Source organism: Marivirga sericea (genome assembly GCF_900177665.1).
Classification (GTDB): Bacteria; Bacteroidota; Bacteroidia; order Cytophagales; family Cyclobacteriaceae; genus Marivirga; species Marivirga sericea.
This window is the reverse complement of record NZ_FXAW01000004.1, coordinates 48,457-61,860: the sequence shown is the minus strand read 5'-3', so window position 1 is coordinate 61,860 and position 13,404 is coordinate 48,457. Positions and strand designations below refer to the sequence as shown.

Annotated in this window: 15 protein-coding genes; 10 read left to right on the top strand and 5 right to left on the bottom strand. The window is 35.8% G+C overall.

What is annotated here, in order from left to right; all coding sequences use genetic code 11:
• Positions 1-15: 15 nt before the first annotated feature.
• Positions 16-1,479, top strand: coding sequence for a hypothetical protein (locus B9Y84_RS10165; RefSeq protein ID WP_085516992.1), 1,464 nt, complete (start codon positions 16-18; stop codon positions 1,477-1,479).
• 116 nt (positions 1,480-1,595) lie between these two features.
• On the top strand, positions 1,596-3,143 hold the full coding sequence (locus tag B9Y84_RS10160; protein WP_139828005.1) for an OmpP1/FadL family transporter: 1,548 nt from the start codon (positions 1,596-1,598) through the stop codon (positions 3,141-3,143).
• 50 nt (positions 3,144-3,193) lie between these two features.
• Here B9Y84_RS10160 and B9Y84_RS10155 read toward each other — a convergent pair whose 3' ends face one another.
• The 3 genes from B9Y84_RS10155 to B9Y84_RS10145 all read right to left on the bottom strand — a co-directional run bounded on the left by B9Y84_RS10155 (position 3,194) and on the right by B9Y84_RS10145 (position 5,432).
• Positions 3,194-3,694 carry a shikimate kinase gene (locus B9Y84_RS10155; RefSeq protein ID WP_085516990.1) on the bottom strand — a complete coding sequence of 167 codons (501 nt, stop codon included), beginning with the start codon at positions 3,692-3,694 and terminating at the stop codon, positions 3,194-3,196.
• On the bottom strand, positions 3,694-4,788 hold the full coding sequence (locus B9Y84_RS10150) for a BT_3928 family protein (RefSeq protein WP_085516989.1): 1,095 nt from the start codon (positions 4,786-4,788) through the stop codon (positions 3,694-3,696). The genes B9Y84_RS10155 and B9Y84_RS10150 overlap by 1 nt, the downstream gene beginning before the upstream one ends.
• A gap of 101 nt (positions 4,789-4,889) precedes the next feature.
• Positions 4,890-5,432, bottom strand: a complete 543-nt coding sequence (locus tag B9Y84_RS10145; RefSeq protein ID WP_085516988.1) for a DUF1599 domain-containing protein — start codon at positions 5,430-5,432, stop codon at positions 4,890-4,892.
• A gap of 99 nt (positions 5,433-5,531) precedes the next feature.
• Between B9Y84_RS10145 and folP the strand changes: the two genes are divergently transcribed.
• From folP to B9Y84_RS10110, 7 genes are all read left to right on the top strand, one after another.
• Positions 5,532-6,329: a dihydropteroate synthase gene (gene folP / locus B9Y84_RS10140; RefSeq protein ID WP_176223767.1), complete on the top strand. Its 798-nt coding sequence runs from the start codon at positions 5,532-5,534 to the stop codon at positions 6,327-6,329.
• Positions 6,326-7,180 carry a diadenylate cyclase CdaA gene (cdaA, locus tag B9Y84_RS10135; RefSeq protein WP_085516986.1) on the top strand — a complete coding sequence of 285 codons (855 nt, stop codon included), beginning with the start codon at positions 6,326-6,328 and terminating at the stop codon, positions 7,178-7,180. The genes folP and cdaA overlap by 4 nt, the downstream gene beginning before the upstream one ends.
• A 245-nt stretch (positions 7,181-7,425) precedes the next feature.
• Positions 7,426-8,199 carry an enoyl-CoA hydratase-related protein gene (locus B9Y84_RS10130; protein ID WP_085516985.1) on the top strand — a complete coding sequence of 258 codons (774 nt, stop codon included), beginning with the start codon at positions 7,426-7,428 and terminating at the stop codon, positions 8,197-8,199.
• 5 nt (positions 8,200-8,204) lie between these two features.
• Complete coding sequence (locus tag B9Y84_RS10125; protein WP_085516984.1) at positions 8,205-9,269, top strand: aminotransferase class V-fold PLP-dependent enzyme; 1,065 nt, start codon at positions 8,205-8,207, stop codon at positions 9,267-9,269.
• A 42-nt stretch (positions 9,270-9,311) separates the two neighbouring features.
• Positions 9,312-9,875: a MarC family protein gene (locus B9Y84_RS10120; RefSeq protein WP_085516983.1), complete on the top strand. Its 564-nt coding sequence runs from the start codon at positions 9,312-9,314 to the stop codon at positions 9,873-9,875.
• 92 nt (positions 9,876-9,967) lie between these two features.
• Positions 9,968-10,417, top strand: a complete 450-nt coding sequence (gene rnhA, locus B9Y84_RS10115; protein WP_085516982.1) for a ribonuclease HI — start codon at positions 9,968-9,970, stop codon at positions 10,415-10,417.
• Positions 10,418-10,469: 52 nt separating this feature from the next.
• Positions 10,470-10,949, top strand: a complete 480-nt coding sequence (locus B9Y84_RS10110; RefSeq protein ID WP_085516981.1) for a hypothetical protein — start codon at positions 10,470-10,472, stop codon at positions 10,947-10,949.
• Positions 10,950-10,961: 12 nt separating this feature from the next.
• On the opposite strand, the gene B9Y84_RS10105 is transcribed toward B9Y84_RS10110, so the two are convergent.
• On the bottom strand, positions 10,962-11,684 hold the full coding sequence (locus B9Y84_RS10105) for a tetratricopeptide repeat protein (RefSeq protein ID WP_085516980.1): 723 nt from the start codon (positions 11,682-11,684) through the stop codon (positions 10,962-10,964).
• A 2-nt stretch (positions 11,685-11,686) separates the two neighbouring features.
• Positions 11,687-12,268 carry an RNA polymerase sigma factor gene (locus B9Y84_RS10100; protein WP_085516979.1) on the bottom strand — a complete coding sequence of 194 codons (582 nt, stop codon included), beginning with the start codon at positions 12,266-12,268 and terminating at the stop codon, positions 11,687-11,689.
• A gap of 101 nt (positions 12,269-12,369) precedes the next feature.
• Between B9Y84_RS10100 and B9Y84_RS10095 the strand changes: the two genes are divergently transcribed.
• Positions 12,370-13,356, top strand: a complete 987-nt coding sequence (locus B9Y84_RS10095; RefSeq protein ID WP_085516978.1) for a hypothetical protein — start codon at positions 12,370-12,372, stop codon at positions 13,354-13,356.
• Positions 13,357-13,404: the final 48 nt, after the last annotated feature.

The following is a 13,404-nucleotide window of genomic DNA, read 5'->3' as shown; positions in this document are numbered from 1 at the left end:
TTAAATTATGTAGCCATGAAAACCTTAAGCTTTATATTATTTATTAGCATATTTTTTATTCCTAAGGTCGGATTTGGACAATCTGATCTTAAAGTAGAAAATGATGACTTGTACTTTACCTCAAAAGATAGAAAGGTATTGAACGAAAAAATAGCCTTGGAAGAGAAGCGTAAGGCTGAGGAATTGAAAAAATCAGGCTACGCTTATGATCAATTTGAATCAACTGATAATGGTTTTGATGATCTAAAGGATAAAGAAAAGCAACAAAATGCTGAATTGAACCAAGCGCCACCCGCCTTAGAGCAATCTGAGGATCAGGCCTGGTATTATGATGAGAATGCCGCAAGAAGAGGTCAAAACGCTCAAAATGGACAAACCCAGATACATAATTACTATGGTGGAATAAATCCTATGATGTATGGTGGAATTAATCCGATGATGTACGGTTGGAATGATCCATGGATGTATGGAGGAGGATTTTACGATCCTTTTATGTTTCGTCCAGGATTTAACGTAGGATTTGGATTTAATTCTTGGGGAGGTTCATACTGGTCAATGGGATATGGTAGAGGTTTTTACGATCCGTTCTTTGATCCTTTTTGGGGAAGCCCATTTGCCTATAGAAATCCTTGGAGACGTTCCTTCTGGGGTGGTTCTTATGGATGGGGCTTTAATAATGGATATAGAAACGGATTTTATGATGGATATAACTCAGCCCTTTACAATGGACATTTCTTAGCTGATAATAATTTGAATCGAAGAAGTAGAACCTATACAAGTTCGCCTAGGATAAGTCGTTCTGCATCTAGCGCTAGAATAGCTAGCGGTAGAACAAGAAATTCAACTGCTGACTATAATGTGAGTAGAAATGCAGGAACTGATAGAAGTAGAAGTGCTCTACAAGTATCTGATAGATCTGCAAGAACAGCAAGTTTTTCTGATAGAGCTAATAGTAGTAGGACGGCAGGGATCAATAATTCAGATAATTCAATTTATAGTAGATCATCAAGAACTGCTCAGTATGCTCGTTCAACTTCTGATAATAGCGTTAGATCTGCTTCTTATTCTGGAAATAGAGGTAGAACAGTTTCAGGCAACTCTTCTAATTTAAGCAGGACAAATAGTGCTGGGTACAACAATAGTTCTAGATACTATAATAGTTCAAGAACAAACAGATCTTCTTACTCATCAGGTAGAAGTTCTAACAGTAATTCTAGTTCTAGGTATGGAAACAGCTCGAGAAGTAATTCATCCTTCGGAAGATCATCAGGGTCAAGTAGAAGTAATTCTTCTTACGGAAGATCATCAAGCTCTAGTAGAAGTTCATCATCTTTCGGTCGATCTTCCTCTAGTTCAAGGAGTAGCAGTTCTGTAGGTAGATCGTCTTCAGGTAGTAGATCATCTTCAGGAAGTAGATCATCCTCAGGAAGCAGCTCAAGAGGCAGTAGCTCTTCGTCCAGAGGTGGTAGAGGTGGATGATAATATATGAAAGCACCTAAGCCTAGGTGCTTTTTTTACGCTTTATTTTTAATCTTTTTTTAAAGTTTACAGATAATCTCTGTCAAATCTTTAAAGTACTATTAACTTTTAAACCGATGAAAACGCTCAAATATTTCTTTACTATATTTATATGTTCAGTATGCTCATTTAATGCAATGTCTCAAGTACCCCTTTACACTGCTGATGCAGTTCGCTTTAGTCAAACAGATGGCGGAGGTTCAGCGAGATTTGTGGGTTTAGGAGGAGCTAACGTCTCATTAGGTGGTGATATCAGTAGCATTTCCGGAAATCCGGCAGGACTGGGTTTTTATAATCGGTCTCAATGGGCTTTATCTCCGGTGCTAAGAATAGGAGACTATAGCGCAGAGTATGAAGGAGAAAGCACGCAAAATATAGGAGGGAATTTTCAAATTCCAAATATGGGAATGGTTTTTCATAGTAGATTCGAGGAGTATGCAGGCTCGAAATGGATTTCTGGAGCTTTCGGCATAGCTATAAATCAGAAGGAAAGTTTTTATAATAATATTAATTATAGAGGTACAGTTGAGCAGGATCAGAATGGTTTAATCTATGATTTTACAGAAAGTGCTTTATTTCCCTTTTTGACGGATGATGGTTTTAGAGTCTTCAATTTCCAAACTGAGATAAGTGATGTTGCCAATTCAGATACATACACCTATTTGGCTTACCAGACCTATTTATTGCAAACTTTTGCCACTAATGATGATAATTTCATTGTAGACAGATATGATTATGATGGTGCTACAGATGGTTATTTAACTGAATCAGCAGTTCAAACAGAAAATATTGATAGTTACAGCGGATTGACTACACTTGATGTCTCTTATGGTGCTAATTACAATGATGTTCTTTATTTAGGAGCTTCTGCTAATATAAATTTTTTAAATTATAGACAAGTCAGGGATTTTAGAGAGACGCCTTCAAATAACCTGTTGAATTACATGGAGTTAAACGAAGAGACTACGATTTCTGGTACAGGTGCGGCATTTACTGTTGGAGCTATTTATAAGCCATTAAATATACTAAACTTAGGGTTTTCCTATACAACTCCAACTTTTATTTCTTTGACTGAAACGCAAGAGATTTCTATGGAGTCATTTTTTATCTACAATCCGGAAACGGATGAAGAAAACATCAGCTATGAAGAGGAGGTAGTAAATGATGTGCCTGCCTATAGTCTTCGATTACCACAAAAAATATCGGTAGGCGCTACTGCATTTATATCAAAGTATGGTTTTCTTACAGCTGATTTAGAATATGTAGATTATGCTTCAGCACGCTACAGCAGTACCAATGGAGCCTTTGGTGGCGATACTCCTGATGTAGGAAGTGATTTGCAAAGTACATTTAATTTAAAAGTAGGAGCAGAAGCAAGATGGAATATTTTAAGAGGAAGAGTAGGTTTTGCTTATTTTGACAATCCTTACCGTAATTTTGAGCGTAATAGACAATCAATTTCAGCGGGGATAGGTATCATGAGAAAAAACGGCTTCTTTGTTGATGCAACTTATCGACTCAGTAGTTTCAGCAATCCTGAAATTACTGCTTATGCGGGAAGTGATGTCGTAACTTCTGAATCAAGTATATCAAGTGTAAGACTTACTTTGGGAAAGTCATTTTAACAGAGACATTGCAATTGTAAAAGGTTGTTATTGTAGATTATAGCAACCTTTTATTTTAAATCCGACACCGTGTTTTTGTTCCAATCTTTCAATTCTACTGCGGCCTGCTGATAATAAGTAATCCTATTGTTTCTTAATTTGCTGAGGAGTTTCTGAACATCTTCTAAAGAATTACAATCAGAAAACATGGGTCTGCGATTAGTGTTTTCCGGTTTCCATACTCTTTTTGCATTTTCTTCAACTGGCGGGTTCAGAAATATGGTGAGCCCCTGCTTATTCATAAGATCCATATTGCCATTAAAGCAGGGAGTGCCTCCACCAGTCGAAAGAATTAGGGATTTATAATTATTAATTAATTTATTAAGATAGAACGTCTCAAGGTTGCGGAAATATTCTTCTCCTTCAGATTTAAATAGATCTGAAATTGATTCTCCTTCATTGTTTTCTATTACCTCATCTAAATCGAAATAATTACTTTTTAGAGTGCTCGACCAAATGTTGCCCCAATGACTTTTGCCACTGCCCGGCAGGCCTAAAAGGAAATAACGCATTAATCTAATTTTTGGGTGATTTCAAATGGATCAGGCACATCATTGAAATGCCATTTTGCTTTAATTGTCCCATCCTCAACTAAGACTAGCCCGGGATTAGATCGAATAATCGTTTTTAAAACGGTAGCATCTGCATAGTAGAAATCGGTTTTCATACCCCTTTCAGCTCTGATTCTTAAAACGTCTTCAGCAGATGAGGATGTCAAAATAATAGGTTCTATTTCTGGACTTAACCTTGAAAGCAAATCATTAATATCAATTAATCCTTCTGTGTTAGCTTTAGAGATATCATAAGCTACAATCCATAATTTTTGCCCGCTTAATACATTTTCAGTTTTGTCTCCTGATTCATTCCAAGTTGCGAAATCAGTGATTTTTGGAGTTGAAGCTTCCGTGTTGGTGATTTCATGACCTACAAGTGTATAGCCCTCCTCTTCTGATTTGTATTCATAAGATTTAAGTTCTTCTCCATTCTTTTCGAAAGTATATTGAAATTGTGGGTTTTCCTTCGCTTTCATGGCATCAGGAATATTAGTACCGACCTTGTAGGCTCTAAAATCAATAATGGGAAGATGTTTTACAGAATAAATACATAGTAATAAACTGACCACAGTGGTACATATAACAATGATATTTTTTGGACCAAATGTGCTTTCTTTGATGCGTTTAATGTTTAGATAGAGAAATCCAATCAAGATAACTAGGATAATATCTTTTGTAAATGACTGCCATGGTGTTAAAGTAATAGCATCACCAAAGCACCCGCAATCTGTTACTTTATTGAAATAGGCGGTATAGAATGTTAAAAAGGTGAAAAAGATAATCATGATGCTGAGTAGATTCATAGTGTACCTAACTCTCCATCGGATGATTAAAGCAACTCCCAAGGTTACTTCTATTACATTCAATACTATTCCGATTACCAAGGCATAAGGCTCAAAAACAGAGAAAAATGAAGCGATATCTCCCGCAAAAACCGCAAAGTACTCTTCTAATTTAATGGCAGTTCCGACTGGATCCACTACTTTAACTAATCCACTAAAAATGAATAAACCACCTACAATGTATCTTATGATATCGACTAGTACCTTCATATTATTTTTCTTCTTTTTATTGCGTCAAGAATTGCATTTCTAAAAATCTTCTTCATTATATGTAATGATCAAATACTGACAGAGATCAGCTAATGAATCCACTAAGAGACATTACTGAGCTTGATTAAACAAAATACAGCATAATTAATCATATCCTGATAATTGGCTTTTATAGGTTCAGATATGAGTGTTTTACCTTGATTATCTTCTATTTGTTTCACTCTGTATAATTTCATTAAAATTATATCTGTTATAGAACTTATTCTCATATCCCTCCAAGCCTCACCATAATCGTGATTTTTATTCAATAATAATTGTAAAGTTTCGTCAGCCACTTGCTCATATTTCGGCATCAAATCATTTACGGGAATTTCAAGTGGAGCATCCTTTGGCAGTGATTCTTGAATTATGGCTATTATTGAATAATTTATGATGCCAATAAATTCATTTTTTATGTCTTCCTGAATTTTTTGTTCTCCTTTTTCTTGTACAGATCTAATGCGCTGGGCTTTTATAAAGAGCTGATCAGTTATTGAAGGTAATCTCAAGATTCTCCAAGCTGTTCCATAATCTTTTGTTTTCTTTTCGAAAACATCTTTACTCAGCGCAATAACTTGCTTATATTCGCTTTCGGTTTGGGTCATTAACTACCGTTTTTTATATAAATTCTACATTAATAATATTTGGAAGCGAAAGATAAAGCATTTTCTAATAAAAAAACACTTCTCGTTAAAGGGAACTTAATGGATTTGACCTACCCAAAGGTGATGGGTATTATCAATGCAACGCCAGATTCGTTTTACGATGGCGGGAAAAATGTTGATTTAAGTAAAGCAGTAGGATCTGTCGAAAAAATGATGGTGGAGGGTGCAGACATTATTGATATTGGTGGTTATTCAACAAAACCAAATGCAGCCGAAGTGTCTCAACAGGAAGAAATGGACCGGGTATTGCCCTTGATTTCAATCTTAATTGAGAAATTTCCAAGTATTGTGATTTCCATTGATACTTTTCGTTCTGAAGTAGCAAAGCAAGCAGTTATAGCAGGTGCATCTATTGTTAATGATGTGTCTGGTGGAAATTTGGATGAAGGAATGTTTGAAACTGTAAGTCATCTGCAAGTTCCTTATATTCTTATGCATATGCGCGGCACGCCTGCAACTATGCAGAATTTAACGGAGTATGATCATTTGATGAAGGATGTTGTTTACGACTTAAGTGAAAAAATTTTAAAGCTGCGATCTTTGCAAGTAAGTGATATCATTGTGGATCCAGGGTTTGGATTTGCAAAAAGCTTAGATCAGAATTATGAAATGCTTAAGAATTTGTCCTATTTTAAGGAATTGGATTGCCCAGTACTTGTTGGAGTATCAAGAAAGTCTATGATTTATAAATTATTAGGAGGTGAAGCCATGCAAGCTTTAAATGGTACAACGGCATTAAACATGTATTCATTAATAAATGGCGCAAGTATTTTGAGGGTACATGATGTAAAAGAAGCAGCAGAAACTGTAAAATTGTTTAATAAATTGAAGAATTGATAGTTGGATTTAACATAGGGTTTTTAGAAGTAAGTATAGTAGATGTTTTAGATATAGGACTTGTTAGTTTTCTATTATTTCAAGTCTATAGCCTAATGCGCGGCAGTGTTGCGGTCCGTATCTTTGTTGGTTTCTTATCTCTTTATTTAATTTATTTGGTTGTAAGAGCGGCAGAAATGGAATTACTTTCAGCCATCTTGGGCCAATTTATGGGGGTTGGAGTAATTGCTGCTATCATATTGTTTCAGCAAGAAATAAGAAAGTTTTTGTTACTATTAGGAAAAACTACATCTTTTAATTCTGAAAATGGCTTTTTGTCCAACCTTCCCTGGAAAAAAAGAAAGAAAGGGGATGAATTTAATATTACTCCTCTCATTGAGGCTTCCAAATCATTGGGAGGTACTAATACTGGGGCTTTGATAGTCCTTTCCAAAGGTTCTGAACTAAAGTTTTATGCCGAATCTGGCGATTTAATTGATGCTATTGTGTCAAAAAGATTATTGATTTCGATATTCAATAAAACGAGCCCTTTGCATGATGGTGCTGTTATTATTCACAAAGGACGTATATCAGCCGCAAGATGCGTATTGCCTGTAACAGAAAAAGATGTTCCTGCGCAATTTGGGCTACGCCATAAAGCTGCTATTGGAATGTCAGAAGCAACAGATACCGTTATCTTGATAGTTTCTGAGGAAACTGGTCAATTATCAGTTGCTCGAAATGGCACCATCTACCACAACTTATCCAATCAAGAGATTAGGTCTAAAATAAACGATTACTTAGCAGAGGACAATAAGAAAAAGAATAAAGAGAACAGAAAAGAGAGTGCCGAGCAGGAAATAGTCCAATGACTTTCATTCATTCATTTTTATTTTCTAACTTTATTCACACTCAATTCACTGATAATGAGTCAATTATGATTATCCTATTCACATTTATAAAATATTTTATTTTTGGGGGGTTACTTTTTTAGTGGTTGCAGTATATACTATTACAAACACAAATTTTATTCATACACCTGTTTAACACGAAAAGCCTTCTTTGAAAAAAGAAGGTTTTTCTTTTTTATACTCTCCTGCTTTTTCATATTTACGTTATGGAATTCATAAAAGTAAACACTCAATATAAAAAGCATATTGCGCTTGTAAATCTCAACAGGCCTAAGGAATTGAATGCCTTGAATTTACAATTAATGACGGAATTGAAGAATACCTTGCAAGCATTGGATGAAGATGTAGATGTCAGGGTAATCATTTTGACAGGTAACGAAAAAGCTTTTGCAGCCGGAGCAGATATAAAGCAAATGGCTGGCAAAACTGCTATAGACATGTTAAATGTGGATCAATTCAGCACATGGGATCAAATTAAGAAAACGAAAAAGCCTTTGATTGCAGCAGTTTCGGGATTTGCTCTAGGTGGTGGTTGTGAATTAGCCATGACTTGTGATATGATTGTGGCTTCAGAATCAGCAAAATTCGGACAGCCTGAAATTAAGATTGGGGTAATGCCTGGAGCTGGTGGTACTCAAAGATTAACGCGCGCAATAGGAAAAGCCAAAGCAATGGAATTGGTTTTAACTGGGAATTTCTTGAGTGCTGAAGAGGCATTGCATTATGGTTTAGTGAATAATGTTGTGCCCACGGAAATGTATCTGGAAGCAGCAGTTGAATTAGCAGAACAAATTGCGCAAATGTCTCCTGTTGCTGCTAAATTAGCCAAGGAATCTGTCAATAGAGCCTTTGAAACTCATTTGGATGAAGGATTACATTTTGAGCGTAAAAACTTCTATTTAACCTTTGCCTCAGAAGATCAAACTGAAGGAATGAAAGCTTTTGTAGAGAAAAGAAAACCACTGTTTACGGGTAAGTAGTTTCAATGAAGTATAACTTTTATCCTGGGCCCTCGAAGATTTATCCGCAAGTGGCGAGGTATTTTCAAGAAGCTATGGAGTCAGGAATCATGGAAAGAAACCATAGATCAACTGCTTTCCATAATCTATTTTCTGCAACCAAAAGCCTCTTAAAATCAAAGTTGAATGTTCCCCTCGAGTATGAGATTATAGTCGTCTCTTCTGCTACCGAATGTTGGGAAATCATTTCACAGTCCTTTATTCAGGCTAGCTCCTCTCATTTTTTCAATGGGGCATTTGGAAAGAAGTGGTGGAAGTATACTCAAAAAATTCATCACAAATCCAAAGGAAATGAATTTGATGTGCGGGAAAATCCATCCCTGCAGTCTTTTGAAAAAGAGGTAGAGTTATTAGCTTTCACGCATAATGAAACTTCAAATGGAACTGTAATTCCACAATCATTTCAGGAAAAAGTGAGAAATGAATTTCCTGAGAAGTTGATAGCTTATGATGCGACTTCTTCAATGGCTGGCTATGAGTTTGATTGGAATCTTGGTGATATCTGGTATGCTTCAGTCCAAAAATGCTTTGGATTGCCTGCAGGAATGGCTTTGATGGTTGTAAGTCCTAAAGCGATAGATCGGGCGATTGAAATTGGTGAAAATATGCATTACAATTCTTTCAATTTCATAAGGAAGAATGCTCTAAACCACGAAACGCATCACACGCCCAATATTGCTAATATTTTTCTACTAAATCGGCTGCTTCAGAATGTTGAGAACATATCTGCCATTCACCGCAATTTGCAAAAGAGGAAAGTAATGTTTTATGGGGAGCTCAAGAATGCAAAGAAATTAATTCCTTTGGTACATTCAGAGGAGCTTCTTTCCGATACTGTCTTTTGTTTAAAAGGGGAGAAGGAGGTGATAGAGAAATTGAAGCAAATGGCTGAAAAAGAAAGTTTTATACTTGGGAATGGATATGGTGATTTGAAAGATGATACGATCAGAATTGCTAATTTTCCTGCTATTCCAAATCAACACTACATTGATTTAATTAATTTCTTAATTCGTTTTGAGAAAATGAATTGAAAGCTGCTTTTCTTATCGTACTTTTGCGCAAAATTTTACGATATGCTCAATTTTAAAGAAATCATTTCCGTCTCCCTTATTTTATTTTCAGTAATTGATATTTTGGGTTCAGTACCTATTGTCATTGACTTAAGAAAAAAATTAGGTCATGTACAATCAGGTAAAGCTACAATTGTAGCTGGTGTTATTATGATTGCTTTTCTTTTCCTAGGAAAATCAATTCTAAATCTTTTCGGACTAGATGTCGCTTCTTTTGCCATAGCAGGAGCTATTGTGATGTTCTTGATCGGTATGGAAATGGTCTTGGGTATCGTTTTATTCAAACATGAAGATGCATCGGCTGGAAGTGCGTCTATCATGCCTATTGCATTCCCATTAATTGCTGGAGCCGGTACTATGACCACCTTAATTTCATTAAAAGCAGAATATCAGACTGCAAATATAATTGTTGGGATCGTCATTAACCTTATTTTGGTATTCATTGTATTGAAGACTTGCGGTTGGTTAGAAAGGAAAATAGGACAGGCAGGATTTAGTATATTGCGAAAAGTATTTGGTATTATATTGCTAGCAATTTCTATCAAATTATTTAAGAATTTCTTCTAATAGAAGTCTAGTGAGTAAATAGGAAGTGGCCTTTATTAGCTGATTTTGAACCCATTTCAACCTTTTTGGAATCAAACTTGACAATTCATATTATGATAACTATTTATACTGACGGTTCTGCTTTAGGAAATCCTGGCCCTGGTGGTTACGGAATTGTAATGCGCTTTGGAGAAAAAGTAAAAGAAATCTCAGGCGGATACCGAAATACTACAAATAACAGAATGGAGCTACTTGCAATTATAGTGGCTTTGAAGAGTTTGAAAACTAAAAAACATCCTATTCATATTTACAGTGATTCAAAGTATGTAATAGATTCTATCACAAAAGGTTGGTTGGCCGGATGGATAAAAAAAGATTTCAAGGGTAAAAAAAATGTTGACCTCTGGAAGCAATATCTGGATGCTTCGAAAGGTTATGACATAAATTTTCATTGGGTAAAGGGACATGCAGGAAATCCTGACAATGAGCGTTGCGATCGATTAGCTGTAGCCAAGGCAGAAAATGGTCCACATATGATAGATGAAGGTTTTGAAAATAGGTAATCTTATCTAGAATAGATTCGTAAAGAGGGGGAATAAGATAAAATTTATGTTTATGAAAAGATTAAAAGTAGTAGTGGTTATTTTTTTACTTGCTAGTTCAACTGCTGTTTTTGGACAAGATTATAAGACAGCAGTTGGGGTTAGAGGAGGCTATCCAACAGCCATTACTGGTAAACACTTTATCAGTAAAACAGATGCCGTAGAAGGTCTCTTGTCCGGTTATAGGGGTGGTTTCGAAATTACAGGTCTTTACGAAAGACATGCCAATGCATTTGATGTTCCTTATCTGAATTGGTATTATGGCGCAGGTGCTCATATGGGATTGTTTGATGATAACATTGCAAGACCTGGTTACTATTTTGATGGTAGGGGCCGAGGCTTTACAATTGGCTTGGATGGTATTTTAGGATTGGAGTATACATTAACTGACATACCGTTTGTCATAGGAATAGATATGAAACCTACATTCGATTTCGCACCAACTCCAGGGTTATGGTTTGGTGGAGGTATTTCATTTAGATTTTATTTCTAGAATTTGATAAATCTATAATTCATTCAGAAGATTAGTAGCATCTTCATATCGGCTTGCAGAGGGTTTGATTTTCTTCAAATAACTTTTGCAGGCCGGATAATCTTCTTTGTTTAGTTCGTTTAAAGCTGCATACCAGAGTGCTTCTTCACTAAAAGCATTTTTCTGCTGTATAATTTTATCATACAATTTTTTGGCATTTTCTGCTTGCCCAGTTTCCATGTATGCAATTGCTTGGTATAACCTAATAGAATGCATTTGATTGTCTTCTCTAAGGATCTGATCAAATAATTCAATTGCTTGTGCATATTGCCTTTGATTAAATGCTTTTTCGGCTTGTAAATAGACTTCCACATTTGCACCTCTTTCGCTCAGGTGAATAGTAGGGATTTGTGCTACTTCCTGATATTGAGGCTTTGATACTTCACCGAATAGAAAATACAAACCAATAGCTATGATGATAGATGCAGCTATTGTCATTTTCACCCAAGCAAATTTCGGATGCTTTCTCCTTTCAAAATAGTTACTGGAAATGCTGGAAACAGATTTTTCAAACTGCTCTAAGTCTTCTGTATTTTCAAACTCACTCTTAAGATGTTCATTTAAGGTTTTATAAAGTTCGAAAGACTCTCTATAGTCATTATCCTCCTGAAGTTTTTTGTTGTGTTGCTCCATCTCCTCAGATTCCAGATCGCCGGTAATATAAGCTTCAAATATACGGTAGTCTTGGTCTTTCATAGTTAGTCGTTTTTAAGTGAATTGTATTTTGGAGATGACCTAACGAGCTCAGTTAGTTTCCCAACACAAAGTGACTTCTTCTTTCTAGCGTAGGCATAAGATATATCTAATTTTTTAGCTACTTCCTCCATATTATTAATTTTAAAAGAGGTCTTTAGTAAATTTTGACATGCGTCAGAAAGCTGCTGAAACATTTCTTGAAAAAGGGCCTCTTTTGCTGAAAGAAGCAGCGTTTCTTCTACTGCTTCAAAAGTAGTATCGACTATAGATAAATTTTCGCTTCCGCTTGTTACCTGTGTTCTACCATTCTTTTTTAATTCATTTAACCATCTTCTTTTGCATAGAAGAAAAAAATAAGCATCAAATGGACAAGTAAGTGTTAAGTTATTGTTCTTAGCTTGTTTAAATATGATGATCAAAACCTCCTGAATAATATCGGATGCCTGAGATTCATTGCCGTTATTTTTACAAATGAAATGAATTACCTTCTCAGAAAACTGGTCATAGATTTCCCTAATGACCTTGCTTTCATTTTGGTTTATTCCATCAATATAGTATTGATCAGGATGGTTCTCTACTGACATTTTGAGTGAGTTTTATACGAAAGTAAAAAAAATATATGAATTAGGGGTAACAGGAGATCAAGACAGTTGATATAAGGGCGAATCAAATGAAATAAATAATTATGAAAAATTTTAAAAACTTATTCGCAGTCAGCCTTTTGGCAATGGTATTATTTTACGGATGTAATGATGACGATCCTGTTAATGAAGTGGTACCTGAAGAAATGATTGAAACGCCCACATCAGAAGAGTTTCGGCAACTCCAAGCTTCAGTTCTTGATCAGATCAGACAGGAGACGCAGTTTGAAGCAGAGGAAGGAATTGAGTTTGAATCAGAAAAGGGAGTTTTACTTGAAATATATGCAGGCACTTTAAAACTAGATGGCGAAGCTGTTACTGGCCCTGTAGACCTAGAATTTATTGAAATATTTGATGCAAGTCGTATGTTAGCTACGAACAAACCTACTATGGGCATTAGGGAAAATGGTAATAAGGCACTTTTAATTTCTGGTGGTGAGTTCTACGTCAATGTAACACAAAATGGCGAACAGTTAGATATTTCAAATCATATGAAATTAGTAGTTCCAACTGACTTAACAGGTGGTGCAGATCAAGAGATGACCCTTTGGAATGGTCAGACAGATGAAAATGAGAACCTTGCTTGGGAAGAAGATCGATTAGGTCCAGATGGGGCCGGTAATTTGTTTGTAGAAGGGGATCAGTATTATGGTTTTCTTTCTGGATTTGGATGGTCTAATGTAGATCGATTTTATAACGATCCAAGACCCAAAACAACATTGGAAGTGATAGTACCTAATGGTTATCATATCCAGAATTGTTCAGTTTATTTATACTACGATGGAGAGCCTTATGCTTTAGCTCAGCTTGATACTTTCAATGAAACTGCTAACTCCTTTTCAGAACACTATGGTGAAATTCCTATTGGTTTGGAGATGCACGTGATCTTTATCACCGAAGAAGATGGAGAGTGGAAATATTCGATACAGCCTCAAACTGTTGCAGATGGAGATGTTTATACTTTCGAAGAAGATGATTTTATCACAGGGACAGAGAGCGATGTTTACAATGCGATCGAAGCCTTACCTTAATAAATTACTTTTCAATATGGCTCTGCAGATCTCCTGTGGAGCCATTTC